Here is a 24,895-nt window from a genome sequence, read left to right as displayed (position 1 = left end):
TTGGGTCAGGACCTGCAAGGCGGCGCTGTTGTCTCCCTGACAATCAATTGATGCGGCGCCACCTCTGAATGCACGGCACCCGCAATCCCATCCAGCTCGTCGAGGAGCATTTTGGTGGCCAGTTCAGCCTGGTTGTCGGGCCGTTGGCCCACGGTTGTGAGGCCCAACGACGCGGAAAAATCGTGATCGTCAATGCCGATGACCGAGAGATCCCCGGGCACTCGAACGCCGTGACGGGCGGCCTCGAAGATGACCCCCATGGCCATTTCGTCCGAAGAACAGAAAATAGCTGTCGGCTTTGGCCCGGGCTGGTTCCATAGTCGAACAAACGCCTGCTGCCCGCTGGCAACGGTGAAGTCGCCCCATTCATCCCACTCGGGGCGTACTTTCAAGCCGGCGTCGGCCATGACCTCCTGGAAGGCCCGGATGCGGACACGCGGAACGTCGAAGTTCAGGTCCGTTTCGTCATCGCCGTGGAGCAAAGCAATGTCCGTGTGGCCCAAATCCAGCAGGTGCCGCACAGCCGTTGAGGCGGCTTCGTAATCGTTGATGCCGATGTACGCGCAATCCTCGACGTGCCCGCCAACCACCACAAGCGGGATATCGATCTTGTGAAGGTGTTCCAATTCCTCCTCACTGAGCGCCATACAAAGCACCAGCAGGGCATCGATCTGCTTGTAGACCATGGTGGAGCTGAAAAGCCGCTCGCGATTACTGCCGTGGCCCCCGAGGTTGAACAAGGAGAGGTTGTACTTGCGCGAATGCAGTTCCCTGTCCGCGCCTTCGATGGCCTTCGAGAAGAACCATCGGGAGACGAACGGCGCCAGGACACCGATGGTGCGCGTGCGTCCGGTGGCCAACCCCGAAGCCGAGGACGAGGCCACGTAACCAAGGGACGCCGCGACTTCCAGAATTTTCTCACGGGTTGCTGGCGAGACGCGGGGCAGTCCCCTGACGGCCCTGGACACAGTGGCAGTAGACACTCCGGCGGCCGCCGCCACGTCTTCGATGCTGACGCCTGTGTGGCCACCGCGTTGGGACCTACCCGTTGTTCGTGTCACAGGCCCCCCTCTCCGGCTGCCTTTGGATTCGCCGATTTCTTTCTTACGGCGAAGAAACAGTCTATTTTGTGCAGGCCTTGGTTACGCAGCGGAGCCATCCGCTGCGTAACCAAAGCTGCAATTATCAGCCCTTAAGGCCGCCGGACAGCAGGCCCCTGACGAAGTACCGCTGGAGGCCGAAGAACACCAGGAGCGGGACGATGATCGAGACGAATGCTGCGGCAGGGTTCAGGTAATCCCTTGCACCGCGGGTACCGGAAATTTCCGCAAGACGCTGCGTAATAGGCGCGACGTCCGCCGTACCTCCGGAGAACACCAAGGCCACAAGCAGGTCGTTCCAGACCCACAGGAACTGAAAGATGGCCAGCGATGCCAACGCCGGAACGGACAGCGGAAGGATGATCCGCCAGAAAATGGTGCTGTGTCCGGCACCGTCAACCCTCGCCGCCTCGATAACCTCACCCGGAATCTCGGAGATGAAGTTGTGGAGGAGGAAGATGCCCAAGGGAAGCCCGAACATGGTGTGCGCGATCCACAGCTGCGCGTACGAACCCGCCGGAAGGTGGAGGGTCTGCGTGAAGAACTGCAGGAGCGGAATCAGTGCCATCTGGAGCGGGATGATCTGCAGGGCAAAAACGAAGATAAAGAGCGCGTCGCGGCCCTTGAACTTCCCCCATGCGAAAACGTAGGCCGCCATGGAAGCCAGCACCAGCACAAAAATGGTGACCGGGATGACGATCGCTATGGAGTTGACGAAGTACTGGGACAGGTTGGCCGACTGCGAGCCCGCGGGAGTAACGACGTCTACATAGTTCTTGAAGGTGAAGTCCCAGTCCAGGAAGGCATTCCACCAACCGTTTGAGCGGGGACCCACCTGCTTCGGCGCGGGACGGAACGAGGTAACAAGGAGACCGAACGTCGGTACAGACCATACGACGGCGATGATGATCGCTGCCGCTGTTGCCCACTTGGACGTGAGCTTGGTCTTGACCCTGCGCATGATCGGCTGGGCGTCCTCCGTGGGATCGGATCCAGGACGCTGCCGAGTCGGGACCGTCGAGGCCTCTTTCGGGGCTGGCGTGGCTGTCAATGGATCTCCCTTTGCTTGCGAAGGACTCGAGCGTTGTACACCACAATTGGCAGCACCATAAGGAACAGGATCAGGGCCAGTGCAGCACCGCGTCCTGGCTCACCGGCACGGAAAGCCTGTGTGTACATTTCGTTGGCCACAACCGAGGTGTCGTAGTTTCCGGCCGTCATGGTTCGAACAATGTCGAACACCTTCAGCGTGGCGATCGTAATGGTGGTCAGTACCACCACCAAGGCCCCGCGGATGCCGGGGACCGTGACGTTGCGGAACTGCTGCCAGGCATTTGCCCCATCCAGGCGGGCTGCCTCAATAAGTTCCACCGGGACACCCTTGATGGCCGCAGACAGGATCACCATGGCGAAGCCAGTCTGGATCCAGACCATCACGATGATCAGGAAGAGCGTGTTTTCCGGGGCATCCAGGAGGAACTGTTTGGGGTCCATACCCAGGGCGGCACGGATAAAGTTGATGACGCCGGTCTGTTCAATGCCTGGACCGCGGTAGTCGTAAACGAGCTTCCAGATGATGCCGGCGCCCACAAAGGAGATCGCCATCGGCATGAAGACCAGTGACTTCAGGACCCGCTCGCCGCGGGCCTTGTCAATGAATACGGCATAGGCAAGTCCGAAGCTGGTGGACAACAGCGGAACGAGGACTGTCCAGATAACGGTGTTGCGCAAGGTGGCCAGAGCCTCCGGCTGCGTGAACATCCAGACGAAGTTGTCGAATCCGTTTCCTTGGCCGCTTGCATCCGTGAACGCCAACATTGACGTGCGGACAGCGGGATAAACGAGGCCCACCAGCATCAGGATGGCTGCCGGAGCAAGGAAGCCAGCCACGGTAACCCTGTCCTTGACCGATTTCGGTGCCCTGTCCACCACCAGCATGATGATGCCGATAACAGCCGCGAAGATCGCGATTGCTATCACTACTTGAAGGAGTTTTCCTCCGATAAAATCCATACCCAACCTCCGGGGCGTGAGTGAATCACTAGGTTCCGGGAAAGGCGCTGCCTCCCCGGCTGGGCAGACCAGCCAAGGGAGGCAGCGCCTTTATCGTCAGCTCTTAGGCCAGCTGGACTCGATGCTGTCCGTTACCTGCTGGGCAGAGGAGCCGTTGATCCAGGCAACAATGCCCTTCCAGAACGAGTTGGAACCCACTGCGCTCGGCATCAGGTCAGAGCCGTCAAAACGGAAGACGGTCTTGGGGTCCTGAAGGAGCTTGATGGACTGCTTGTCCAAAGCGGACTGTGCATTGTTCGGGTCGAGGCCCTTGTTGGCGCTGATGGCACCGCCGAGCTTCACGCGGTTGTTGGCGAAGTCCGCACTTGCCATGAAGGCGAGGTAGGCCTGGACCTCGGGGGTGTCCTTGTAGGCGCCAACGGATTCACCGCCACCGGTGATGGCTGTGCCCTTGGATTCATCCACGGGAGGTGTCATGAAGGCCCAAACATCGCCGTCCTCGGCAACATTGGTGCCGGCAGGCCAGTTGGCTGCCTGGAACGATGCCTGGTGGTGCATGGCGCACTGTCCGTCAAGAACAGGCTGACCGGCCTGGGCGAACGCCGTGCTCAGGATCGAGCGGGGGTCACCGAAACCGCCGTTGACGTAATCCGGGTTGAGCAGGATGTCGCCAACCTTGTTGAAGGAGTTGACGATCTTGGGATCGTTGAAGGGAATCTGGTGGGTAATCCACTTGTCGTAGACTTCCGGGCCCTCGGCGCGAAGGACGACGTCCTCGATCCAGTCGGTGCCCGGCCAGCCGGTAGCTTCGCCCGACTCAAATCCGGCACACCACGGCTTCATGGTCTTGTCGGCAGCGATCTTCTTGGTCAGGTCCATCATTTCGTCCCACGTCTTGGGGACTTGCCAACCCTTGTCCTTGAAGGTCTTGGGCGAGTACCAGACGTAGCCCTTGACGTTCGCGAGCATCGGTGCGGCGTAGAACTTGCCGTCCACGGTGCCGTACTTCTTCCAGTCCGGGGACCAGTTCTTGTCCACAAGATCGGACACAGTCTTCGGGGCGGGCTTCAGGTAGCCGGCGCGGGCTTGGGTGGCAAGGAGGCCAGGCTGCGGGAAGATCGCCACGTCCGGGGCCGTGCCTGATTGTGCACGCACACCGATCTGGGTTTCGAACTCCTTGCTGCCCTCGTACTTGACGGTGATGCCTGTGCACTTTTCGAACTGTGCCCAGGATTCCTCGAGGTTTGTTGCTTCGACGTCAACAATGGTGGAGTACACCGAGACGGTCTTGCCGTCATGCTTGCCGTAGGTGTCGTAGGCGGAACAGTCATTCGACGCGGTGCTAGCGCTGCCGCCGCCGCTGTTGCCGCTACATGCGGACAGGGTAAGTGCCAGAACGCCGGCCGCTGCGACCGGGAGCAGGTACTTGGTTTTTTTCATGCTGGAGACTCCTCGCTGAGTACAAGAAAATCGTGGCGCAATTGATGTGGTGGCCCTCACACTAGCTAAACTTGCAGCAAGAATGCAAGCGCTTACACCCGAACGTGACCGCAACGATACAAAGCAACCTTTGCATCGCGCCCGACACGCCAGGCTGGGGTTCCCTCGGGATCCGGGAACTGCCTCGCAGCAAGGCCGCAGCGATCAGCCGCGGGCGGCTCAAACCCAACTGCGCAGCATGGCTTATGGCGGAGTAGTCGCGCCATCCGATTTGATTGCCTAGTGTTGCCTATGCAACAGTGGGAAGTGTGGATGAACTTGAAGCACTCCAGACCATTGGCCGACTGATCAAAGAAGAACGCTTGGCCCAAGGGCTGAGCCAGGTGCAGTTGGCAAAGCAGGCTGGAACGGCCATCAAGACTGTCCGGACGCTGGAGTCAGGCACTCGCCGCACCCAGGAAATCAATCAGCGCAAGCTCGAGCACGCCCTGGGCTGGCGGGCCGGATCAGTCGCTGAAGTTCTCAAGGGAAAATCCAGCTTTGCCCCGGACCAAATCACCCCCGACGACATGCGCAGCAGCGACGACCCGCGGCAGTCTTCAGGGCCGCGGGTCGTGGTACCTGCGGCCCCCATTGCCCGCGCCTCGCATCTTTCCGACGAGGAACTTCTCGCTGAACTGACATACCGGATGATGCACCGCAACAGGGGCTAGCTGTACTCAGTCAGTAGGTTGTTTGCACCTGCTTATGGGTGGTTTGCCTCCGAGGCTGCCGTGCGGCCGGTGGTTGTTGTAGAAGTCTAGCCATGGCTGCAGGGCGTCTGTCCGGGCCTGGTTGGAAGTGAATGGTTGCCGGTAGGCCCAGCCTTCTTGAAGGGTGCGGTTGAAGCGTTCTGCTTTGCCGTTCTGCCAGGGATGGCGGGGTTTGATCAGGACGTGCTTGGCGCCCAGTGCAGCGAGTGCGTCCTGGAAATCTTTCGATAACCGGTAGGCAAAGGCGTTGTCGGTCATGACCCGTCTGACTGGCGCGCCTTGGGTTGCCATGGCCGCTGCGGCCCGGGTGAGGAACCCTGCGCAGGTCGGGCCTTTCTCGTCGGGCAGGACCTCGGCGTAGGCCAGACGAGTGTGGTCATCGACGGCCACGTGGACGTAGTCGAAACCGACCCTTGTATGGCCTGTTGAGTGGTTGCGGGCGGATTGGTTCGGGTCTGCCCGCCAGCCTCCGCCGTCGGGAATCCTGCCGAGTTTCTTGACGTCGATGTGGATCATGTCTCCGGGAGCGTCGCGCTCGTACCGGCGGTCCGTGGCACGGGATGCCCGGATCCGTTCCCCGGTCACCGGGTCCAGGTCCCACAGCCGGGGCATGCCCGCGCGGGTCAGAATCCGGGAGACCGTCCGGGCGCTCGTCCCGCACCGGGCTGCCAGGCCCGCTGGCCCTTCGCGGTGCTTCACGCGCTGGGTCAGGACATCGGCAACCAGCGCAGCAGAAGTCGCGTGTGGGCACGACCTTGGGCGGGAGCTGCGGTCCTCGAGGCCGGCCCAGCCATGGGTGCGGTACCGGCTGATCCAGCGGTGCGCGCAGGTCCTTGAGATGCCCATTTCTTTGGCCACATGGGCCACGGGACGGCCGGCGAGGACGCGCTCGATAAGGATCCGCCTACCGGTCGGGGTCAAGCGGGCATTACGGTGGGACATGAAGACCTCTTAGTCGTTGGCTGTGTGTGGTAACCACCAACCTAAGAGGTCTTCACCTATTCACGATGTAACCAACGTCCTGACTCAGTACAGCTAGCTGCCTGTTGGGGGTTGCTGCCTACGCACCATCTCATTGATCCAGGTGGGCGCGAAGGGAGAGGTGCAGTTGGGCGGAGTGGGATAGTCCTTGAGCACTTCCAGACGCTCACCTATAGCCAAGGCACGGGCGCGATGTTCGGGATGTTCGATTCCGATCTGGGCAAGGCAGGTGTTCATCGCCCATTGGAGCCGATCTGGGGCTTCCTTCATCCGGGCCTCGATAACGTCAAGCAGCCCGGCAAGGTCCAGGCCTGCCGGATCCTTGATGACACGCTCTGACGTCAGCGCCCAGCCGGCACTCGCAACCACCGGATCATTGTCCGCAAACCAGGCCAGTCGCAGCTCTTCGACGTGCGGATTCTTCTTGACCACGTAGTTCACAAGCCAGTCGTGCACTTTGGGTGTACGGGCCTCGCGCAGCATCGTGTCCAACTGCTCACGCCCATACGACTTTGGGCGGCAAATCAGCAGTGCCAGTAGCTTCGCCGCCGTGTCATCCGTCGCCCAGAGCTCGCGTGAGAGCTCCTGCTGTGCCTTCAACCGTTTCGCCATGGCCCGCAACTTACTGAGGTTCACACCGTGATCGTCACCGTGTTTCTCGTTTACCTCGCGCGACTTCGGGTCTTCCAACGCAGCCAACTCGGCCATCACCTCAGCCAGAGTCGTACCGGTCGCAGCTGTACCAGCCCTCGCCGTCGTACCAGCCATCGCAGCCTCCAGTCCATCTCGTGTGAGGCACAGCCTACTAGGCGTAGGTGCGGTAAATCAGCCGCTTAAGACAGCAGGATGGCAGCTCATGGGAGTGCGTTTAGCACTGCCCTGAACTGCCATCCCCGACACGCTGTGTAAAGGCTATTTCCCGCCCTTGAACAGGCCTGCGATCTTGGAGCCGAGGCCCTTCACGTTTTCGGTGACATCTCCGGCGATTTCCTTGGACTTCTCCGCGACGTCACCAGCAAGTTCCTTGGCATTTTCCCCGACGTCACCGGAGAAGAATTCCTTAACATTTCCGGCAGCCTCGCCCGCGAACTCCTTGACGTTTTCGGCGGCCTCGCCAGCAAATTCCTTGACGTTTTCCGCGGCCTCGCCAGCAAATTCCTTCGCGTTTTCAAGCGCCTCGCCAGCTACGTCCTTGGCGTTACCGGCAGCGCCTTCTACCGCTTCCGATCCCGTAGTTTCTTCACTCATGGTGCTCTCCTTCGTGACGGTTGGAACGCTGATTGCTTTCGGGGTCTTATCCCGCAAGGCAATCCATCGCATCAGGGATTTTTCCCCCTCTGCTTTCAAACTATTGGCATACGTGTGGCTTAAGCAACACAAAACACCCTGAGTGAAATATTCGGCAAAATGACCCGGTAACGTCGGATCAGTCAGCGGACCCGTTCAGCTTTTGTAAATTTCGCCCGGGCACCGGATGCCATATGCACCAACACGGGTGTCTTCTTGCCAATCACCAAGTCCAAGGCTTCAACCAGGCGCGAAACCTCGGCGGCAAGGAGGTGTGGCGCCACTCCTTGGCGTGGTTGGATGCGCACGCGTAGGCACGGCTGGCCTTTGACCTCATACGTCGCAACAGACGCTCCGGCGAGGTCCGGCCGATCCGCCAAGGCTGCCCGAAGCGCCTGTTCGGCTACTCCGCCACCGATCTGCACTTCACCGTCCACATCGCTCTCGTCGCCACTGGCCACCAAGAGGTTGGCCCTGCCTTTGCCTTGTTGCGACACCCAAGCGACCATCGCAACAATAATGGCCACCAAAACCAGGCCGGCCACGATCCACAGCCAGCTTTCCTCCCGCCCAGGGAAGCGGGTTTGCCGGAAGACGTCCTCCGCACGGGCCCACGTCCCCGCAGCCCAGCCATGCCACCACGTTGCCACGGCGGGGACAGTGGCCAGCAGCAGAAGAAGCAGCCCAACGGCCAAGAGTTTCACGCCAATGATGAAGAGAAGGACCCGGTTAAGGGCACGCGGAGTACCGTTCACGCGCCCACCACCCCCGAGGTAGACAGGTTCACCTGAACCGTTGGCATGGGAAACAGTGACATCTCATCCAGCTCCGCCTGCACTGCCCTCAATACGGCCTCTTCACTGACCTTGCTCCCTGACGTGGGACGGACATTAACCACCACCGCCTGCCTGGACACAATCACCATGACTTGTTCCTGGGTCACGTTCGCGGCAGTCCGTGCACGACGCGCAAGTGCCGAGGCCAACACTTCGTCGTCAACTACGACGGCGGTGCGTGGGTCCCGCAGCAAATGCCGGGCCCGCCTGCCTGGCAATAAGGAGTGAAGGAGGAAGAACAGTCCGACCATGGCGATGACAGCACCGCTTGCGCCGAGAAGAAGGGGCGAGATACCCGCCGGAAGTGCGATGATGCGTTCTGCGGCGGTGCTTGGGTCAACGAGCCATGGCGGCTGCCCAATGGCACGGAGGGCAGATTCCAGAAGTGCAAGAACACAGAGAATGATCACCAGCACAGCTGCGATGCTGGCTGCCCCTGCCCGGGACGAGTGAGTTTCCCGTCGCAGAATCCGGCTCATGGCCGGGTCCTCGCCGGCAATGGGGCTGGCTCCGGAGCCAGCGTCCGAAGGTTCGATGGCTGTTTCCTGGTCCTGTGTCACCGGACGCGGCCTCCCTCTTTAACGTGGGCTCCGCTGATCCTGATGTCCACCCTGCTTATCTGCGAACCACTCAGCCGTGTGACAGTCTCCAACACGCTTGCCTTCGCCGCCACGGCACGGTCCCAGATGGAGCCCCCGAAGCCCTGGACACGCTGCGGGTGACCGAGTACCTCGGTCAAGGCGGGGATGCTGATAGGTGCCACGATGGACAAAGCCAGCAGGCCGTCGTCGTCCGACCAATCGGCGCGGATGTCGCTGGGTTCCACGCCAAGAGCCTCGGCGGCCGCGGCCTGCGCAAGCGATGTCAAAGCCTGGGTACTGATCCGGTTATGGCCGACCAGGCTGGTGGTAGGTTCCACAGCCTCAGCCACGCTCATGACGAAGAGCGCCGGCCCGTAATGGCGTCCAGGACGCTGCGGAGATCAAGCTTGCCTTCAGCTGCACGGCCAAGGAGGGCTCCAATACCCATGAAGAGCAGCGAGATAAGAAAGCCCCACAGGCCGAACTGGAAGGACATGAACGCCACGAAGGCGCCGATCCCGATTCCCACGACGGTCATGCTCATTGCAGTGCCTCCCTTTCAACCACGACAGTTTTGGGCTTGGGGGGCGGGGCCACGTAGACATCATTGATCTCGATATTGACCTCGATGACCTGGAGCCCGACGAGTTCCTCAACAGCCCGGTAAACAGCAGCGCGGACCTGGTTGGCGACCCCGTGCAGAGGGTACCCGTACACAGCCACCAAGTTGATGTCCACGGCTACTTGGGTCTCCCCTACTTCGGCGCGAACACCAGCGGCATGGTCCAAACTGCCAACAGCGTCACGGATGGCGCCAAGCGCGCGGGACGGACCTGAGCCCAGGGAGTAGACACCCGGAACCGCGCGTGCAGCGATGCCGGCGACTTTTGCGACAGCGGCCTCGGAGATAATGGTGCGTCCGGTACCGAGGACCTCGCCCTCAGGCACAGGGTCGATCTGCAAGTTCTGGTCTGACATCGAGCACTCCCCTTCTCTTGTGTACCACCCTAGCGTCTAGCTCCGACGCTTTGTGAGAGGCGTCCTGCCTGAAGGGAACGCGCGCGGCGCCTATTTGCAGTTCTTATCCATCCAGTCCTGGATCGGCTTCATAAGTTCCTCGAATTCGGGCTCCCCGTACTTCCGGAAATCCGTGCCGGCCGACTCCGTATACGCCCTCAGCTTCTCAAAGCTCGGCTTCAGTTCCTCGGGCACCTTGGCCTGCATCCGGGACAGTTCTTCCTTGGCCTTCTCGATATCTTCCGGGTCACCGCCCACTAAGGCCGCCAACGGCAGGATGGTCACGCTCAACATGGTGGCGCTCACAGAGATGCATGCTTCAGACAAGGACGTGAATTCGCCGTAGACGCCGCCTGTGCCTGTAGCCGCATCCGGGCTTGCATTGATCTCCGCGGACGGTTCAGTGCTGGATTCCGGGGCGCTGTTGGATGTTGGGGCGTTCGACGACGATGCTATGGGCGTGGGCTGCGCCACCGGCAACGGGAACGAGCAGGCACCGAGCGCCAAGGTTCCGATCAGAAGGCACCCGACCAGCAGCCGGGCTGTACCTCGCCGGCTGGCACCTTTCCTGCGATTCCTGCCAGGAAGCTTGGACGTGCTGAAGCGTGTGGTTTCAATCATGGTGTCCCCCGTTGGATTGCATGCGATGACAAACCGGCGAGGGCAAGAATACGCCCGGCGGCCTGCAGTGAACAGAGGTTGAGTTATCCACAGCCGGTTCTCTTCGAGGGGGTCGGGACAGCCCGGAGCACCTAAACTGGCGGACACATCGCCAAACAGCCGCTGGGGAGCCTGTCATGTCACGCCTTTCGTTTGCCTCTTTTCCTGTTCTTACTGTCCAAGTTGGGTCTGTCGCGTTGGGGGTTTCGCTGCTTCTCAGCGGCTGCCAGGGCGGCAGCTCGCCGAGCAGCGCACCCACAGAAACAGGCTCGACGACGGCCGCCCCCACCCCGGATACGAGCAGCCCGGGTTCTCCCGCTGTTACTTCCGGGACCACCGCACCATCCGGTGTCTATAAGCCCGCGGATGCGAAGGGCAAAGCACAGAATGTGCCCGTTCCTGTGATGCCCGAGTTGGCGAAGGAGAACACAAAGGAGGGGCTGGAGGCGTTTATCAGGTATTGGTACGCGCAGCTCTCCTATGTGGACGAAACGGGCGATATGTCCTCGTGGCTTCCATTGATCTCTCGCGACTGCAGGCTGTGTGTTCGACTTCAGGAATCGGGAGAGGACGGGTATTCCAACGGGCGTTGGTTGGTCGGCGGCAAGATCTCCGTGCCCGTAGTGGAAGTGCAATGGGGTGCAGACAGCGTAAAAGCGGTCAAGGTGCAGGTGATTCAAGACCAGATCGACTACTTCAACCCGGATGGGTCAGTCGGACGGACACGGTCGGAGGCGTCCAACGACGCGTTCGCGTTATTCGCTTCTTTCGCCGAGGGCCAGTGGATCGTGGTGGACCTTGCTGTTATTGCGTGAAGTTTTGCATAGAAAATCATTCTTTGCAGTGATAACGGCTCTAGTCATCGGACTATTTGTCTTCGCCTCTCCATCTGCTGACGCCGAAGAAGATGTTTGGGCCGCGAACAACGCAGGCGACGAGGGTATCGAGATCGGCGCAAGGTATAGCAACGATCCGAGTACTGGGCACATGGCTCCGAACTTAGAGGGCGGCCCATCTGAAAGCGACCCCAACCAGTACATGGCCGACACCCACTGCCGGGCAGACGGCCCCGACACGGTCGATCCCGGCTGCCTGGCCCTGAGCTGCCCTGCCAAAACACTGGGCGGTGAAGAGGGCACACCGGTGATCTGGAAACAAGCACCCAAATCCATCACCAATCCCGGCTGGACCAACTGGATCCCGATCAGCGGACCCACCTGCCTGTACGACGCCCAACCCGAGAACGTCCTGGCGAACATCGCAGCCCGGATCCTGAACGACTTCCGCCAACTCCCCGTCAACCCCGGAACCCTCGAAGCCCAACCCTTCCCCCACACCCTCAAAGGCGGGCCAACAAACTTCTACACCACCGCCACCGAACAAGCCTTCAACGTCACCATCCTCGGCCAAGCCGTCCACCTGACCGCCACCCCGGCAAGCTTCACCTACAACTTCGGCGACACCACCAGCCTCGGGCCCACCCCCGCAGCCGGCTACGCCATCCCCGAAGCCGACTGGCTCCTCAACAAAACCCGCACCAGCCACATCTACACAGAAACAGGCAACTACCCTGCCACCATCACCACCAGCTTCACCGGCACCTACTCCGTGAACAACGGCCCACCACTACCCATCAACGGGACACTGGACCTAACCACCCCACCCAAAACCATCCAGGTCTGGAAAACAGAACGAGCACTCGTCGCCGACACCTGCCAGGAAAACCCCAAATCCTGGGGCTGCCCCGAAGCCGAAAAATAGCCGGCTTCGGGTAAGGCTTATGGGATGAGGTTTGGCCGGGCCAGGTCCGTTCTAGGCCGGGGAACCCATGCGCAGCAATGGCAACGTCATGGGGCGGGGCACGGGAAGAGGCTCGCCCAACCCGCCCAGGACTTGCCGGGCCAAGGCAACGTCGTTGACGCAGATCCCATCGACTCCGAGCTGGACCGCCGCACTGATTTCATCACTTGTCGCCAGAGTCCACGGAAACACCTTGAGTCCGGCGGCATGAGCTTCGGCGACCAGTCCGGCGTCGAGAATTCCACATTCCGGCGCAACGGCGGAAGCCCCGGTTGCCAAGGCAGCGCTCACGAGGTCTTGGACGACGGAAGGATACAGGCCCACCGATCGTCCCGGGCTCTCCCTGCTCAGCGCCACCAAGGGAACTCCGGGCAGCATTCCGGACATTGCCCGGATGATTTGGGGATCAAAGCTGCGGACGCGCAAGGCCTGTTCGTCACGGTGAGCCTTAAGCACCTTGGACAAAGCGGTCACTATCGCGTGGCCATAGTTGTCCCAGGCGGCACCCTCGGTTTTGACCTCGATGTCCAGGACGACGTCGGTTGCATTGGCGAAGCGCAACAGGGCCAGGGTTTCCGGCAGAGATGGTGGACGTGATTCAAGATCAACGTCGGTAGTCGTGGCCGGGTGCTTCTCGACCACGGCCTGAAGCATGGTCTCCAACCTGATGTCGGCGCTACCGATGACGGCATCGTGTCGCAATACGAGCTGCTTGTCAGACGTGAGCCAGACATCGACTTCTATCGCGTCCACGCCAAGGCGAAGTGCCTCGACGAAGCTTGCCAGGGTATTCCCGTGCCGTGTGGCCAGAACGCCTCGGTGGCCTTGAATCTCGATCATTGTTCTTCCTATTCCGATTCGTCCACGAGGGAAACTTCAGTAACCGTGGCGAGCTGAGACAGCTGCGCGACAATGTCCGACGCTGCCATGGTGCCTTCAATTTCCAGCTCTATCTCAATGAGATCAGCCACGGCGGCGGTTTCTGTCCCTGTTATCAAGCGGTCCATCACGCCCTTGGACTCCGCCGAACCCCGGGTCGTAGCGAATCCCTGAACACGGAATCCTTGCTCGGTGCATGTTCGGAGCACATCCCTTAGGGCGCCCACACCGTCCATGTAGGTAACTTTCAACAGCCACTGGCTTGGCAAACCAAAGCGAAGTTTCGCAGTCACCACGGGATAGACGTAGACGATGACGAAGTGGGCTGCGGTGACGAATACCGCGGGCAGCACCAGGCCTGCCCCAGCGGACGTCCCGACTGCTGCTGTAACCCAGATGGAGGCGGCGGTGGTCAGTCCGCGGACTTGGTTACGCCGCACGAAGACGAGCCCCGCGCCGATGAAGCCAATGCCGGAGACCACTTGAGCCGCCAGCCGGGAGGGATCCAGCCTCACCAGATCCACCATCAATACGTCACTGAAGCCGTATTTGCTCACGACCATAAACAGGGCCGCGCCCAATCCCACCATCGCATGGGTTCTCATGCCCGCCGATTTGTTTTTGCTTTGGCGTTCGAACCCGATGGCTGTCGATAGGACCAGTGCCACGGCCAAGGCCAGGCACATCTGCCACCATTGCGTATCCGCGCTGAAGATCACTTAGTGCTCCGATTCGGTTATGAACCCCCTTCTTCTGCCTCCACGTGGAAGATCCAGTCCGATACGGATGTTCCATGCAAAGGCAACTCAAAGGTAGACGCGGCGCGAGCCGGTGCTGTGGCTAATTCTTCAAGCTGCAGCACGTTCCAGTCAACGCTTGTGCACATTCGTGCAATTTGATGACTACGATTTGTTAGGACGTATTAGCATGATATTTTTTACGGTTGCTCACGGCTGAAAAGCGCGCCTTCGCGCCTAACGAGCCTCCTTGCACAGTCCTGAAATCGAGTCTTGTGATAACCGATCTTTGTGTGTAGGTTGTCAAATGACCTGAAGTTAGGTTGTCAGGTCAAATGTGAAACAAATGCTTTTTTGCAAGTGCTACGTCGCCCGGACAGCGATGACGAGGGGGTCAACGTGAGGGTTTTCCATGGGCAGATTAGACACAACTGGCGCGCCCGCAGCCGTCTCGACGGCGGCGGGCGCAGAACGCGGACGGGCCAACGCTAAAAGCCGCGATTCGCAAACGAGCAGGGCACCGGTTCACAGATGGCCGACAGGCACCCCGGAGAGCCGCCGATGGAATCGGAGAACTCGCAGGGACGCATGGGTTTTTGCCGCTTTCGCGGCACCCAATGTCCTGCTTATCCTCCTCTTTACCTACCGACCGCTGGTCACCAACTTCTACTATTCCACCCTGGATTGGACGCTCGGTGCCGCCACCGCAACCTCCGTGGGGCTGGGCAACTATGTGGAGTTCTTTACCTCTCCTGACGCTTCGAGCGTGTTGGGCGTAACAGCCATATTCACCATCACCACCGTTGGCGGTGCGATGATCCTGGGCCTGCTGGTGGCGTTGGCGCTGAACCAGAGGCTGAAGGGCACAACGTTTGCGCGGGCTGTGGTTTTCGCCCCCTACGTCCTTTCCGGCGTCGGTGTCGGCTTGGTGTGGCTGTTCATTTTCGATCCAACGTACGGCGTCCTTTCCTGGATTCTCCGCACTGTTGGCCAGGCAAGTCCCCAGTGGGTCAACGATCCGAAGCTGGCACTGCTCATGGTCATCATCGTGTACGTATGGAAGAACCTCGGCTATTGCGCTGTGGTGTACCTGGCAGGGCTGCAGTCCATTCCCACCCAGCTCTTGGAGGCCGCCGCGTTGGATGGCGCCAGTAGTCTTCGACGCTTCACGTCGGTGGTGGTTCCCCTGCTTTCGCCGACCACTTTCTTCCTCCTGATCACCTCGCTGCTGAGCTCGCTGCAGGCGTTCGACATCATCCGCATCATGACTCCATCAGGCAACGGAACCAGCACCCTGATCTTTGACTCCTATCTCCAGGCGTTCGGCTCATACAACCGTGCCGGATACTCCGCAGCCATTTCCGTTGTGTTGTTCGCCGGATTGCTCATCATGACAGCCGTGCAGTTGCGATTCGTGGAGCGAAAGGTTCACTACTCATGAGCACCAACACCATTGAAACCACGCCCCACCGCGATCGTCCGTTCTCCTGGCAAAACCTCGGCAGGACTATTGCCGGGGGCTACGTCCCCCTCCTGCTGGCAACCCTGGTTGTCTTCGTGCCCCTCCTCTGGATGATGCTGTCTTCCCTCAAGGCGCCGGGCGAAATCGTCACAACAAACCTGACGCTGCTGCCGAAGAGCCCAAATCTGCAGAATTATGCAGACGCGGCATCAACTGTGCCCTTCGCCCGGTTCTTCCTCAACAGCGTGATCGTCACCGTCATCGGATCCACCATCAAATGCGTCCTTGCCGTCTTCACGGCCTACGCACTGGTGTTTGTCCGGTTCCCGTTTAAGAGAGTCATCTTCCTGCTGATTCTGGTTGCACTGATGGTCCCGCCGCAGGTGTCCGTGCTTCCCAACTACGTTTTGATCGCAGGCATGGGAGGGCTGAACACGTATTGGGGGATTATCCTTCCGGGCCTGGGAACAGCGTTTGGCACGTTCCTCCTGAGACAGCATTTCCTCACACTGCCACCGGCAATCCTGGAATCGGCGGAAATCGACGGTGCAGGCCACTGGCGCAAGCTCTGGAAGATCGTTGTCCCGGTGTCCGTGCCGAGCATCGCGACTGTCGCCTTGGTAACCATCGTTTCTGAATGGAACGAGTACATCTGGCCGCTGATCGTCACTGACCATCCGGACATGATGACCCTTCCGGTAGGCCTGACCCAGCTGGTCAACAGCGATGGCAGCACCCAGAACTGGGGCATGCTCATGGCCGGCGCGGTGATCGTCCTCCTACCGATCCTGCTGATCTTTGCCGCACTGCAGCGGTACATCGTCTCCGGGCTCACTCAGGGCTCGGTAACCGGCTAAAACACCACACCCTCCGAGGATCTGCTCAAGCACCTCGTTCACTAGAAAGGCACTTCCTGCATGTCAACATCACTTTCCCGGAAGCATTTCCTCGGCTTGGCCGGGGCCTCCCTCACCGCCGCCGCTCTTGCAGCTTGTGGCGGCCCCTCTACCGACCCCGGAGGCTCATCAGCAAAGACGCTCTCCCAGGACTGGTCCAAAATCAAACCCGCCTCGAGCATCAGCTTCATGTCCAGCCACCCCGGAAAGTCCCGGGATACGGAACAGAAGCTGATAGAAGCCTTCCAATCGGCCAATCCGGACATCAAACTCAACCTCATCACAGGAGGATCCAACTATGAGGAAGTGGCGCAGAAGTTCCAGACATCCCAGGCAGGAAGCGAAGTGCCGGACGTCGTTGTCGCCTCGGACGTATGGTGGTTCCGTTATGCCGTCTCGGGTGCCATCCTCCCCATCGATGACCTCCTCAAAGCAGTCAAGGTCAGCTCCGCCGACTACAAGCCCGGTTTGATCGGTGACTACGAATACTCGGATCAGCTGTGGGCAGTCCCATACGCACGCTCAACGCCGTTGTTCTATTTCAACAAGGACCACTTCAAGGCTGCCGGAGTCCCCGAGAACCCTCCAAAAACCTGGGAAGAGTTCGCCGAGTGGGCGCCGAAGATCAAGGCGGCAAATGCTTCATCTTCCGGATACCAGAACGCTTACCAGTACCCGGCGATCGCGGGTTACGCCGGTTGGACGCTTCAAAACGTTCTCTGGGGCCAAGGTGGTGGCTGGTCCAAGGAATGGGACATCACAGCGGATTCAAACCAATCGGTGGCTGCGATGCAGTGGGTGCAGGACTCCATCGTGAAGAATGGCTGGGCCGGGGTCTCCTCCAAGAATGCCATTACCGACCTTCAAGCTGGCGCCGTCAGCTCCACCATCAGCTCGTCCGCAGACCTCGCTGCCACCATGAGGGCGGCGAAGGAAGCGAACATGAGGATCGGCGTCGGGTTCTTGCCGGGTGGGTCCGCCTCAGCCTCCCAGGTTTGTCCCACGGGTGGTTCCGGTCTGGTGATCGCCAGCAAGACGTCGCCGGAAAGACAACTTGCAGCGGCCAAGTTCGTCACGTTCATGACGAATGCGCAGAGCACTTCTACTTTGTCTGCTGCAACCGGCTACCTACCGGTAGCCGAGTCGGCAGATATCTCGGCGATTGTTGCCCAGACGCCGGAATTCCAAATTGTCGTGGACCAGCTCAAAGTGACCCGCACCCAGGACTTTGCCCGAACGTTCCTCCCCGGCGGAGACCAGGAGCTGGCCAAGGCAGCTACCAGGATCATGAATGAAAAGGCCGATGTGCAAGCAACGCTGACCGAGTTGAAGGGAACACTTGAAGCCATCTACAACAAGGACGTGAAGCCGAAGCTGAAAGCCTAGTCCGCGGCCGCGCAAGCGTGGGCATCCGCTGGTGCCTACGCTTGCGCAGACGACCGGGTTAAAGCAGCCTGACAGCGAGAGCGCTCACAAGCCGGCTGTCTTCGCAAGATTGTGACAACGTAGATATGCTCAGCATTGGCCCTCCGTCTATCTGCTGGCGATGTCAGAATTTAGGCGAGTGGGCGGACCAACATCACCCACAGTTCCCTCCACCTGTTCCTGCGAGGCTGATTGTCGACGACTGGCGTCCCCGCCGTGCCATTCCCGTATGCACTACTGCAGGTTGAACGCATCGGTATGTGGACGTCGGGCTAATCCGGAATTGATGTGCCTACTGACCTGGGAGCCACCGTGGCTGCCCCGTGTTGCGCTCCTCAAGCGTTTCACTCGTAATGAAAAGGTCATCAGTTCGATTCTGATAGGAAGCTCGGTAGAGAACCGGCCTTGCACATCGCATGCAACCTTGTTCGCAAAGCCAGAACGGTGCGCGGCCTCCATTCCAAAGACCCATCCCATTCAGGCGCGAGCTTTGTTCGCCAAGCGACAGACCTGCAGACGGTCCAAGCAGGGCTTTACCTACCCAGCAGGTTGGCCAAAAATGCACACGGGAATCCGCTTCAGCAGATCACGGCGCAGGGCCTGTGGGCTAGGAACGATGGCTCAGGGAATCTGCATCGTGTTCCCAGATGAAACCAAAGGGAACACGAGGGTTGAGCGCAACGCTATAGAAGCCCGGCCGGTGGCGTGTTACGAGGATGCCTTGCCCGCCGTCATCAGTGGCGCGCAGCCGCGCCAGCTCCACGGCGGCGTCGATGCCGGTTTGGATTTCATTGGGCGTTGTTCCACTTACGTAGAAATGCTTGCCCTGTTCAATGGTCTCGATCATGGCTTATCGCTCCTCAAGGACTCCACCATGGAGCGGTTCTTCGATGCCGCCTGGGTTGAGAATGGTTCGTGCGGCTTCGAGTCCGCTTTCAATGGCACCGTCAATGAAACCGCCCCAACCGTTTGCGTAGTCGGATCCCGCGAACAGGAGCGGACCGTGTGGCTGGTGGAACGAGGCCAGAGCCTTGGTCAGGAAGCCAGTGCGGTGCATGGGCCAGGTCTGTCGTGAAAGGGGGTCGTTGGTCCAGTCATGGCTGGCGACTTCCAGCACTTCAAGGTCAGGTGCAAGCAGGTCCAGCGCGGCCTGGACCTGCATGATGTCTCCCCCGTCAAGGCGGGCTGCGTCAGGTCCAAAGGCGACCAGGATCGTGTTGCCGCCCTGTTCGTATTCCGGCTGGACGTAGTTCAACGCCCATTCGGCTGATCCCAGGGCGACAAATGGCCTGACCTTGCCTCGAACGGTGACCCAGATCTTGATGCCCTTGGATATTTGCCCCTCGGCGATGGCCTTTCGTTGCTGCTTCGGCAGAGAAGGTTCAAATTCCACCGCCGTCAGCGCCCCCAGGGGCAGTGTGCTGATGACGTGCGATGCCTCGAACACTCCGCCGTCCAGGGTGGTGATCATAGCTTTTCCCCCGGAGTAATTAACCGACCCGACAGTTTGTCCAAGGCGGACGTCCGTGTCCCCTGCAATGCAGTTGATGAGTTTGCCTGTACCGCCATTGATCTTGAAGGTCGCGCAGGCTTCGAAACTGACCATCCAGTCGCCGTTGGTTAGGGCAACCCATCGAAGGGCCTGGGTGAACGCTGCCCCTGCCAGGGGGCCGTTGAAGTTGAGCGTCCAAAATGATTCCAGGAGGTCGCGAGAATAATCCGAGAGACCCAGCTCGGTGAACTTTTCCGGCAGCGAGACCCCGTCGATTCTTTCAATCTCGGGGCTTGTGAAGGGACTGAACGGCTCCGGGAAATAGCGCCGTGATTCCTGTACCAGTCGCCGGTTGGGCTCATCGATGTCCAGGAGCAGCTGTTCCGGAGTTCCTTCGTGCCGCTCGCCATCGGCCCACCAATATGCTTTTTCGGGTATGGGGCTCTGGACAGTACCAAGGCCATAGCGTTTCATTTCAGACCAAACGTAGGGCTGGGTCCAATGCACCCATGTCCCGCCAATCTCCAAGGGCCTGCCGAGACGGCTATCGACCCAGGTGCGGCCGCCGATCCGGTCGCGTGCTTCGAGGACAATCACTGACTTGCCGGCTTGGCGAAGTTCACGGGCAGCCGTCAGTCCGGCAAAGCCTGCCCCGATGATGACGACGTCGGCCGCTTCAGGGGTAGTTGAGGTTGTGCTCACGATGGATTCTGCTTTCAGAATTCTTCTACGGGATCAGGAGTAGACGAAGAACTCGGTCGTGTCCTTGAGAACCGTCCACCGGGTCCGGGTGCCCTTGTTGAAGGAAGCCACCGACCCGGCTGTGAGGTCGAAACTCTCGCCGCCCTCGATTTCGATGCGCAAATGACCTTCGATGATGTGAAGGGTCTCGTCTGCTTCGATCAGCAGGTCGAATGGCTCAGGGGCTTCTTCCGTGGTGACGTGCCAGAATCCGGCCGAAAGCGCCGGCCTGTCACCATCCCCCGGGCGCCGCACCCACTGGACTTGTCCCAGGATGAAAGGTTCGTATTTTTCCGGCTCAAAAGCGTCATGGATGAAAAAGCCGGTGGCGGCGGGTGTTGTAGACATCATTGTCTCCTTGAATCAGCAACTGAGCAGATGCTTAGTTATACGGGAATCAAATCTAAGCATCTGCTCAGGTTTTAGGTCAATACCCCGTACGGGAAAGCTAGAATCAAGCCATGAACGGCGACAAACCCAAGGGGTATGGAACAGGACGGGAAGCCCTGTTGGCTGCAACCGTGTTCGTTGTCGCACGCAAAGGTCTCAGGGGTGCGACTTTCCGGGCGGTCGCCGACCAGGCTGGCGTCAACAACTCTCTTGTTGCCCATCATTTCGGCACGCGCGATGCGCTCATCGAGGCTGCCTTGGAATGGTCGGTCCAGCAATCCATCGGTATGTCGCAGCTGGAAGCACTCCCGGGAACGGAAGAAGAGTTCTGCCAGAGCATACTGGCGTTGATAGCCGAGAACCCGGACCTGCAGATTTTTCAGTACGAAATGATCCTTGAGGCACGCCGCAGACCCGAGCTTGGCGCGTCCGTACGGAAGCTTTACTCCAGCTACGTCTCCGCACTTTCGGACGGGCTGCGCCGGATCGGAGTCGATACCGGGGCCGGTACTGCGGAGGCAGTCTTCGCGGCCCTGGATGGGCTGGTCCTCCAGCTTCTTGCCGGGGTGGATCCCTCGGGAGTTGAGAAAGCGATCCGACACCTCTGGGCATCCCTGGGCAGCAATGTCCGCGAGCCGGTCCCCAACGCCTGACACCATCCATCAGAGTCGTCCCCGCGACGGGCACACTGGACCTATTTCCGCGTCTACACCGCCTGTCAGGTCAAGCGCCAGATCTTGAAGTCGCCGGAGTTCAGAATTTGCCGGTCTCCACTGGACTGCCGCCGCACCCAGAGCACACCCAGCTCCGGAGCTGTTTCCTCTACGCGCAGCGGGTCCTGGACATAGGGATCGTCCGCGATGGCCACCATTTCACCGGCCTTCAGAACAGACCAATCCTTCACTTCAACTGCATGCTTGCTCTGTTTCATGGGGTTCCTCGCTTCCTGGTGGGCTGGACTGCTGTGACTGCAATGGGTCTTTACGGCGGGAATCTCCCTTTGCCGGGTGAGCGGCACGGCGGGTGTGTGGCCCGCCGTGCCGTCCGGGTGTTCACTTAGCCGTTGATGACCTGGGGAACGCCGAGTGCCTTGAGGCCTTCGACGCCGAACTCCAGGCCGTAGCCGGACTGCTTGGCGCCACCGAACGGGACGCGGGGGTCCACGGCGCCGTGCTTGTTGATCCACACAGTGCCAGCCTGGATCCGGGAGGCGACTTCGCGTGCCGCGTCCAGGTCCGAGGACCAGACCGAGGCGCCCAATCCGACGTCGAGAGCGTTCGCTTTGGCGACTGCCTCGTCAACGGTGCTGTACTTGATAATCGGCAGGGCCGGGCCGAACTGTTCCTCGGCCACCAACGGGTTGTCGTTGTCGATGTCCGCGATCAGCGTGGTCGGGTAGAAGTAGCCCGGCGCGTTGGCGTCGGGGTTGCCGCCGATCAGTACGCGGGCGCCGGATGCCTTGGCGTCCTCCACAAGGCGGGCGACGATGTCGTACTGCTGCTGGTTCTGCAGCGGGCCCAGGACGTTGTTCTCATCCAGGCCGTTGCCCATCGGCATGGCTTGTGCAACGTTGGTCAGGGCATCGCATACCGCGTCGTACTGGGACTCGTGGACGTAGAGGCGCTTCAGTGCCGCGCAGGTCTGGCCGGTGTTGATGAACGCGCCCCAGAACAGGCCCTCGGCGATGGCCTGGGGATCGGAATCCGGGAGGACGATGCCGGCGTCGTTGCCGCCGAGTTCCAGTGTGAGGCGCTTGACCGTGTCGGCCGAGGAACGGATGATTGCTTTGCCCGTTGCGGTGGAGCCGGTGAACATGACCTTGCCGATGGCGGGGTGGGATGCGAGGGCTTCGCCGACGTCGCGTCCGCCGGAGACGACCGCGACAAGGTTCTCGGGGAGGGCCGTGTTGATGGTTTCAACCAGTGCCAAGACCGACAGTGGCGTGTATTCGGAGGGCTTGACCACCACGGCGTTGCCCATGCGCAGGGCCGGGGCGATCTGCCAGACGGTGATCATCATCGGCCAGTTCCATGGGCCGATGGCACCGACGACGCCGATGGGCCGGTAATGCAGTTGGGCACGGGTTTCTCCGTCGTCCACTACGGTTTCGGCCTCCAGGGGCGTGCCGGCAGCTGCTCGCAGCCACGCGGCGCACGCGCCGACTTCGAAGCGGGCATTCGGGCCGTTCAGCGGCTTGCCCTGCTCGCGGGAGAGCAGCTTGGCGAGTTCCTCGGCGTTGGCTTCGACAGCGTCGGCTGCTTTCATGAGCGCGGCTGACCTGGCTTCGTGGCCCAGGACGGCCCAGGCAGGTTGCGCTTCGGTGGCGGCGGTGATGGCCGCTTCGAGGTCCTCGACGGTGTGGACCGGTGCTTCACCGACAGCTTCACCGGTTGCCGGATCAAGGATGGTCCGGGTCGGTGTGGATGTCGAGGTGAGCAGGCTGTTGGTGTTCATGGTTCCTCCTGGTTGGAAAATTTGTGGAGCTGATTCGGTGGTTGCTGTTCGATGGCAGGACGTGCGGGGCGGGACCGGGGGTTCCGGGCTACGTCGTTGGTGTGGGGAATCTACTCATGCGGTACGACCTTCGAGTGTTTCCAGGGCCAGGCGAAGCTGTTCGATCATGTATTCGGCATTTTCACGGTCGAAGACCATCGGCGGTCGCATTTTGAGGACGTTTTCGTGGCGGCCGATCTTTCCGATAAGAACGCCGCGTGTGCGTAGTTCTTCAGTGAGTGCCTTGGTGATGACAGGGTCCGGTGTCGAGTCCTCAGGGTTCACCAGCTCCAGACCGAAGAAGAGTCCGCTGCCGCGGACGTTCTTGATCCGGGGGTTGCCTTTGGCCAGGGCGGCGAGTTCGTCAGCGATGTATTTACCCAGCTGGTGGGCGTTTTCCAGCAGACCCCGTTCTTCCATGACGCGCAGGACGGCAAGGCCTGCTGCGGAGGACACCGGACTTCCTGCGAAGGTGTTGAAGTAGGTGTTGTTTTCCCCGAATTCCTCCAGGAGGGCCGAGGTGGTGACGACGCCACCTACGGGATAGCCGTTGCCCATGGGCTTGCCGAGTGTGACCAGGTCTGGGGTGGTCGCGAAAGCCTGGTGTCCCCACATGTGGGTGCCGATGCGTCCGAAGCCGGATTGGACCTCGTCGGCGATGACCAGGCCGCCAGCGGCATGGACACGGTCGGTGACAGCTTCAATATAGCCCTGGGGGGTTTTCAGCAGCCCTTCGGTGGAGAACAGCGGGTCGTAGAGGATGGCGGAGAGGCCGTAGCCCTCTGCTTGGAGTGAGGCTATTGCTGCGTCGACTTCGCGCAGCGCCTCCGTCAGGACACGCTTTCGCTTGGCAGCTGTGAGTCCGGCGGCATCCGGAATGCGGATTGCTCGGACGTTGGCGCCGAGGGGTTCCTTGACGTGAAGACCAGTGGTCAGCTCGGCCAGGGTCGTTGTGTTGCCGTGGTAGCTGTGGTCGGAAATAAGGACGCCTGTGTTGCCGGTGTGCTGTCTTGCGATCCTTAAGGCCAATTCGTTCGCTTCCGAGCCGCTGTTGGTGAAGAACACTCTTTCCAGTGGCTGATCGAAAAGTGAGAGGAGCTTTTCGGCGTACTCCACCACTCCGGAGTTGAGGTACCGGGTGTGAAGATTGATTCTCTGGAGCTGGTTGGTGATCGCATCCCTGACGTCCGGGTTGGAGTGTCCGACGTGGGGGACGTTGTTGTAGACGTCCAGGTACCGCTTGCCGGCGGCGTCTTCGACCCACACTCCTTCACCGGCCACAATTTCCAAGGGCGTGGCATAGAACAACGGCGAGTGAGGCCCGATGGTGCGTTCGCGGCGTTCCATGAGGCTTTCCTGGAGGATGGCCTCGGGGGCCGGTTCTGTGGCTGTTTCGAGTGTCATTGCTGTCCTTGGCCGTTGGTGCGGATTCGAATCGGGAAACGTGGGGCGTTGCCGGGCCGGACGGTCGATGGCCTGACCCGGCAACGGTCTAGAGGGCGTTGACGCCGGCTGTGGCAACCAGGTGGTCGTTTTCCACGGTGCTGCCGCTGACGCCGATCGCACCGATGATGACACCGTCCTTGGTCAACGGGATGCCTCCGGGGAAGGTGATCAGGCCACCGTTGGAGACTTCGATGTTGAACAGTGAACCGCCGGGCTGGGAGATGGCACCGATGTCTCCGGTGGGCATGTCGAAGTACCGCGCTGTGCGTGCCTTTTTGATGGCGATGTCGATGCTGCCCAGCCAGGCACCGTCCATGCGGGCGAAGGCTTTGAGGTTTCCGCCGGCGTCCACGACGGCGATGTTCATCAGGGTGTCGGAGGAGCGTGCTGCTTCGCGTGCCGCTTCGAGTACCTGTTGTGCTTGTTGTTCGGTGATGTCGTTCATGTGGTGCTCCTGTTGGTTATTT

Annotated in this window: 29 protein-coding genes; 7 read left to right on the top strand and 22 right to left on the bottom strand. The window is 60.4% G+C overall.

Annotated elements, in window-relative coordinates:
* Window positions 1-5 precede the first annotated feature (5 nt).
* The 4 genes from LDN75_RS02185 to LDN75_RS02170 all read right to left on the bottom strand — a co-directional run bounded on the left by LDN75_RS02185 (window position 6) and on the right by LDN75_RS02170 (window position 4,553).
* Complete coding sequence (locus LDN75_RS02185) at window positions 6-1,061, bottom strand: LacI family DNA-binding transcriptional regulator (RefSeq protein ID WP_223935560.1); 1,056 nt, start codon at window positions 1,059-1,061, stop codon at window positions 6-8.
* Between the two features lie 124 nt (window positions 1,062-1,185).
* A complete protein-coding gene (locus LDN75_RS02180) occupies window positions 1,186-2,151 on the bottom strand; it encodes a carbohydrate ABC transporter permease (protein WP_223935559.1) in 966 nt (321 codons plus the stop codon).
* Complete coding sequence (locus tag LDN75_RS02175; protein ID WP_223935558.1) at window positions 2,148-3,113, bottom strand: sugar ABC transporter permease; 966 nt, start codon at window positions 3,111-3,113, stop codon at window positions 2,148-2,150. The genes LDN75_RS02180 and LDN75_RS02175 overlap by 4 nt, the downstream gene beginning before the upstream one ends.
* A gap of 96 nt (window positions 3,114-3,209) precedes the next feature.
* On the bottom strand, window positions 3,210-4,553 hold the full coding sequence (locus tag LDN75_RS02170; RefSeq protein WP_223935557.1) for an extracellular solute-binding protein: 1,344 nt from the start codon (window positions 4,551-4,553) through the stop codon (window positions 3,210-3,212).
* A gap of 308 nt (window positions 4,554-4,861) precedes the next feature.
* Between LDN75_RS02170 and LDN75_RS02165 the strand changes: the two genes are divergently transcribed.
* Complete coding sequence (locus LDN75_RS02165) at window positions 4,862-5,266, top strand: helix-turn-helix transcriptional regulator (RefSeq protein ID WP_223935556.1); 405 nt, start codon at window positions 4,862-4,864, stop codon at window positions 5,264-5,266.
* Between the two features lie 6 nt (window positions 5,267-5,272).
* Here LDN75_RS02165 and LDN75_RS02160 read toward each other — a convergent pair whose 3' ends face one another.
* From LDN75_RS02160 to LDN75_RS02120, 9 genes are all read right to left on the bottom strand, one after another.
* A complete protein-coding gene (locus tag LDN75_RS02160; protein ID WP_223935555.1) occupies window positions 5,273-6,247 on the bottom strand; it encodes an IS481 family transposase in 975 nt (324 codons plus the stop codon).
* Window positions 6,248-6,340: 93 nt separating this feature from the next.
* The gene (locus LDN75_RS02155) at window positions 6,341-7,054 is read right to left on the bottom strand and encodes a DNA alkylation repair protein (RefSeq protein WP_223935554.1); all 714 of its coding nucleotides are present in this window, start codon (window positions 7,052-7,054) and stop codon (window positions 6,341-6,343) included.
* A 144-nt stretch (window positions 7,055-7,198) separates the two neighbouring features.
* Window positions 7,199-7,534, bottom strand: coding sequence for a hypothetical protein (locus LDN75_RS02150; RefSeq protein ID WP_223935553.1), 336 nt, complete (start codon window positions 7,532-7,534; stop codon window positions 7,199-7,201).
* Between the two features lie 182 nt (window positions 7,535-7,716).
* The gene (locus tag LDN75_RS02145) at window positions 7,717-8,328 is read right to left on the bottom strand and encodes a hypothetical protein (RefSeq protein ID WP_223935552.1); all 612 of its coding nucleotides are present in this window, start codon (window positions 8,326-8,328) and stop codon (window positions 7,717-7,719) included.
* Window positions 8,325-8,969 (bottom strand): DUF6286 domain-containing protein, encoded by a 645-nt coding sequence (locus tag LDN75_RS02140; protein WP_223935551.1) that lies wholly within the window; start codon window positions 8,967-8,969, stop codon window positions 8,325-8,327. The genes LDN75_RS02145 and LDN75_RS02140 overlap by 4 nt, the downstream gene beginning before the upstream one ends.
* Window positions 8,966-9,346, bottom strand: a complete 381-nt coding sequence (locus LDN75_RS02135) for a hypothetical protein (protein WP_223935550.1) — start codon at window positions 9,344-9,346, stop codon at window positions 8,966-8,968. Before LDN75_RS02135 ends, LDN75_RS02140 begins: the two co-directional genes overlap by 4 nt.
* Window positions 9,343-9,534: a hypothetical protein gene (locus LDN75_RS02130; protein ID WP_223935549.1), complete on the bottom strand. Its 192-nt coding sequence runs from the start codon at window positions 9,532-9,534 to the stop codon at window positions 9,343-9,345. Before LDN75_RS02130 ends, LDN75_RS02135 begins: the two co-directional genes overlap by 4 nt.
* Window positions 9,531-9,968: an Asp23/Gls24 family envelope stress response protein gene (locus tag LDN75_RS02125; protein WP_223935548.1), complete on the bottom strand. Its 438-nt coding sequence runs from the start codon at window positions 9,966-9,968 to the stop codon at window positions 9,531-9,533. Before LDN75_RS02125 ends, LDN75_RS02130 begins: the two co-directional genes overlap by 4 nt.
* A gap of 90 nt (window positions 9,969-10,058) precedes the next feature.
* Window positions 10,059-10,628 carry a hypothetical protein gene (locus LDN75_RS02120; protein ID WP_223935547.1) on the bottom strand — a complete coding sequence of 190 codons (570 nt, stop codon included), beginning with the start codon at window positions 10,626-10,628 and terminating at the stop codon, window positions 10,059-10,061.
* Between the two features lie 176 nt (window positions 10,629-10,804).
* Here LDN75_RS02120 and LDN75_RS02115 point away from each other — a divergent pair, with 176 nt between their 5' ends.
* Together LDN75_RS02115 and LDN75_RS02110 are read left to right on the top strand one after the other, a co-directional pair.
* Window positions 10,805-11,482: a DUF6318 family protein gene (locus LDN75_RS02115; protein ID WP_223935546.1), complete on the top strand. Its 678-nt coding sequence runs from the start codon at window positions 10,805-10,807 to the stop codon at window positions 11,480-11,482.
* Window positions 11,483-11,654: 172 nt separating this feature from the next.
* On the top strand, window positions 11,655-12,428 hold the full coding sequence (locus LDN75_RS02110; RefSeq protein WP_223935545.1) for a hypothetical protein: 774 nt from the start codon (window positions 11,655-11,657) through the stop codon (window positions 12,426-12,428).
* A 51-nt stretch (window positions 12,429-12,479) separates the two neighbouring features.
* On the opposite strand, the gene LDN75_RS02105 is transcribed toward LDN75_RS02110, so the two are convergent.
* Together LDN75_RS02105 and LDN75_RS02100 are read right to left on the bottom strand one after the other, a co-directional pair.
* Window positions 12,480-13,307, bottom strand: a complete 828-nt coding sequence (locus LDN75_RS02105) for a glycerophosphodiester phosphodiesterase (RefSeq protein WP_223935544.1) — start codon at window positions 13,305-13,307, stop codon at window positions 12,480-12,482.
* 8 nt (window positions 13,308-13,315) lie between these two features.
* Window positions 13,316-14,065 (bottom strand): MgtC/SapB family protein, encoded by a 750-nt coding sequence (locus LDN75_RS02100; RefSeq protein WP_223935543.1) that lies wholly within the window; start codon window positions 14,063-14,065, stop codon window positions 13,316-13,318.
* A gap of 430 nt (window positions 14,066-14,495) precedes the next feature.
* On the opposite strand from LDN75_RS02100, the gene LDN75_RS02095 reads away from it, so the two are divergent.
* The 3 genes from LDN75_RS02095 to LDN75_RS02085 are packed head-to-tail and all read left to right on the top strand — an operon-like array spanning window position 14,496 to window position 17,827.
* Window positions 14,496-15,524 carry a sugar ABC transporter permease gene (locus LDN75_RS02095; protein ID WP_223935542.1) on the top strand — a complete coding sequence of 343 codons (1,029 nt, stop codon included), beginning with the start codon at window positions 14,496-14,498 and terminating at the stop codon, window positions 15,522-15,524.
* A complete protein-coding gene (locus LDN75_RS02090) occupies window positions 15,521-16,402 on the top strand; it encodes a carbohydrate ABC transporter permease (protein WP_223935541.1) in 882 nt (293 codons plus the stop codon). Before LDN75_RS02095 ends, LDN75_RS02090 begins: the two co-directional genes overlap by 4 nt.
* Window positions 16,403-16,462: 60 nt before the next feature.
* A complete protein-coding gene (locus LDN75_RS02085) occupies window positions 16,463-17,827 on the top strand; it encodes an ABC transporter substrate-binding protein (RefSeq protein WP_223935540.1) in 1,365 nt (454 codons plus the stop codon).
* Between the two features lie 646 nt (window positions 17,828-18,473).
* On the opposite strand, the gene LDN75_RS02080 is transcribed toward LDN75_RS02085, so the two are convergent.
* Genes LDN75_RS02080 through LDN75_RS02070 form a run of 3 tightly spaced genes read right to left on the bottom strand, consistent with a single transcriptional unit; the run spans window position 18,474 to window position 20,450 of the window.
* Complete coding sequence (locus LDN75_RS02080) at window positions 18,474-18,713, bottom strand: hypothetical protein (protein ID WP_223935539.1); 240 nt, start codon at window positions 18,711-18,713, stop codon at window positions 18,474-18,476.
* Between the two features lie 3 nt (window positions 18,714-18,716).
* Entirely contained in the window at window positions 18,717-20,060 is a 1,344-nt protein-coding gene (locus tag LDN75_RS02075; protein ID WP_223935538.1) for an NAD(P)/FAD-dependent oxidoreductase, read from the bottom strand.
* Between the two features lie 33 nt (window positions 20,061-20,093).
* Window positions 20,094-20,450: a cupin domain-containing protein gene (locus LDN75_RS02070; RefSeq protein WP_346347158.1), complete on the bottom strand. Its 357-nt coding sequence runs from the start codon at window positions 20,448-20,450 to the stop codon at window positions 20,094-20,096.
* 110 nt (window positions 20,451-20,560) lie between these two features.
* On the opposite strand from LDN75_RS02070, the gene LDN75_RS02065 reads away from it, so the two are divergent.
* A complete protein-coding gene (locus LDN75_RS02065; protein WP_091470859.1) occupies window positions 20,561-21,142 on the top strand; it encodes a TetR/AcrR family transcriptional regulator in 582 nt (193 codons plus the stop codon).
* Between the two features lie 65 nt (window positions 21,143-21,207).
* Here LDN75_RS02065 and LDN75_RS02060 read toward each other — a convergent pair whose 3' ends face one another.
* The 4 genes from LDN75_RS02060 to LDN75_RS02045 all read right to left on the bottom strand — a co-directional run bounded on the left by LDN75_RS02060 (window position 21,208) and on the right by LDN75_RS02045 (window position 24,873).
* A complete protein-coding gene (locus LDN75_RS02060) occupies window positions 21,208-21,420 on the bottom strand; it encodes a hypothetical protein (protein ID WP_091470861.1) in 213 nt (70 codons plus the stop codon).
* Window positions 21,421-21,545: 125 nt separating this feature from the next.
* Entirely contained in the window at window positions 21,546-22,943 is a 1,398-nt protein-coding gene (locus tag LDN75_RS02055; RefSeq protein ID WP_223935537.1) for an aldehyde dehydrogenase family protein, read from the bottom strand.
* 114 nt (window positions 22,944-23,057) lie between these two features.
* Complete coding sequence (locus LDN75_RS02050) at window positions 23,058-24,386, bottom strand: aminotransferase class III-fold pyridoxal phosphate-dependent enzyme (RefSeq protein ID WP_223935536.1); 1,329 nt, start codon at window positions 24,384-24,386, stop codon at window positions 23,058-23,060.
* Between the two features lie 88 nt (window positions 24,387-24,474).
* Window positions 24,475-24,873 carry a heme-binding protein gene (locus LDN75_RS02045; protein WP_223935535.1) on the bottom strand — a complete coding sequence of 133 codons (399 nt, stop codon included), beginning with the start codon at window positions 24,871-24,873 and terminating at the stop codon, window positions 24,475-24,477.
* Between the last annotated feature and the right edge of the window lie 22 nt (window positions 24,874-24,895).

It is taken from the genome of Arthrobacter sp. StoSoilB5, from assembly GCF_019977235.1.
Lineage (GTDB): Bacteria > Actinomycetota > Actinomycetes > Actinomycetales > Micrococcaceae > Arthrobacter.
This window is presented reverse-complemented; position numbering and strand designations above follow the sequence as displayed.

What these genes read in the sequence shown, in the direction of transcription:
- LDN75_RS02175 (WP_223935558.1), bottom strand. Translation starts at nt 3,113, where the DNA reads ATGGATTTTATCGGAGGAAAACTCCTTCAAGTAGTGATAGCAATCGCG.
- LDN75_RS02170 (WP_223935557.1), bottom strand. Translation starts at nt 4,553, where the DNA reads ATGAAAAAAACCAAGTACCTGCTCCCGGTCGCAGCGGCCGGCGTTCTG.
- LDN75_RS02160 (WP_223935555.1), bottom strand. Translation starts at nt 6,247, where the DNA reads ATGTCCCACCGTAATGCCCGCTTGACCCCGACCGGTAGGCGGATCCTT.
- LDN75_RS02155 (WP_223935554.1), bottom strand. Translation starts at nt 7,054, where the DNA reads ATGGCTGGTACGACGGCGAGGGCTGGTACAGCTGCGACCGGTACGACT.
- LDN75_RS02150 (WP_223935553.1), bottom strand. Translation starts at nt 7,534, where the DNA reads ATGAGTGAAGAAACTACGGGATCGGAAGCGGTAGAAGGCGCTGCCGGT.
- LDN75_RS02135 (WP_223935550.1), bottom strand. Translation starts at nt 9,346, where the DNA reads ATGAGCGTGGCTGAGGCTGTGGAACCTACCACCAGCCTGGTCGGCCAT.
- LDN75_RS02130 (WP_223935549.1), bottom strand. Translation starts at nt 9,534, where the DNA reads ATGAGCATGACCGTCGTGGGAATCGGGATCGGCGCCTTCGTGGCGTTC.
- LDN75_RS02125 (WP_223935548.1), bottom strand. Translation starts at nt 9,968, where the DNA reads ATGTCAGACCAGAACTTGCAGATCGACCCTGTGCCTGAGGGCGAGGTC.
- LDN75_RS02120 (WP_223935547.1), bottom strand. Translation starts at nt 10,628, where the DNA reads ATGATTGAAACCACACGCTTCAGCACGTCCAAGCTTCCTGGCAGGAAT.
- LDN75_RS02115 (WP_223935546.1), top strand. Translation starts at nt 10,805, where the DNA reads ATGTCACGCCTTTCGTTTGCCTCTTTTCCTGTTCTTACTGTCCAAGTT.
- LDN75_RS02110 (WP_223935545.1), top strand. Translation starts at nt 11,655, where the DNA reads ATGGCTCCGAACTTAGAGGGCGGCCCATCTGAAAGCGACCCCAACCAG.
- LDN75_RS02105 (WP_223935544.1), bottom strand. Translation starts at nt 13,307, where the DNA reads ATGATCGAGATTCAAGGCCACCGAGGCGTTCTGGCCACACGGCACGGG.
- LDN75_RS02095 (WP_223935542.1), top strand. Translation starts at nt 14,496, where the DNA reads ATGGGCAGATTAGACACAACTGGCGCGCCCGCAGCCGTCTCGACGGCG.
- LDN75_RS02090 (WP_223935541.1), top strand. Translation starts at nt 15,521, where the DNA reads ATGAGCACCAACACCATTGAAACCACGCCCCACCGCGATCGTCCGTTC.
- LDN75_RS02085 (WP_223935540.1), top strand. Translation starts at nt 16,463, where the DNA reads ATGTCAACATCACTTTCCCGGAAGCATTTCCTCGGCTTGGCCGGGGCC.
- LDN75_RS02080 (WP_223935539.1), bottom strand. Translation starts at nt 18,713, where the DNA reads ATGATCGAGACCATTGAACAGGGCAAGCATTTCTACGTAAGTGGAACA.
- LDN75_RS02070 (WP_346347158.1), bottom strand. Translation starts at nt 20,450, where the DNA reads ATGATGTCTACAACACCCGCCGCCACCGGCTTTTTCATCCATGACGCT.
- LDN75_RS02065 (WP_091470859.1), top strand. Translation starts at nt 20,561, where the DNA reads ATGAACGGCGACAAACCCAAGGGGTATGGAACAGGACGGGAAGCCCTG.
- LDN75_RS02060 (WP_091470861.1), bottom strand. Translation starts at nt 21,420, where the DNA reads ATGAAACAGAGCAAGCATGCAGTTGAAGTGAAGGATTGGTCTGTTCTG.
- LDN75_RS02055 (WP_223935537.1), bottom strand. Translation starts at nt 22,943, where the DNA reads ATGAACACCAACAGCCTGCTCACCTCGACATCCACACCGACCCGGACC.
- LDN75_RS02050 (WP_223935536.1), bottom strand. Translation starts at nt 24,386, where the DNA reads ATGACACTCGAAACAGCCACAGAACCGGCCCCCGAGGCCATCCTCCAG.
- LDN75_RS02045 (WP_223935535.1), bottom strand. Translation starts at nt 24,873, where the DNA reads ATGAACGACATCACCGAACAACAAGCACAACAGGTACTCGAAGCGGCA.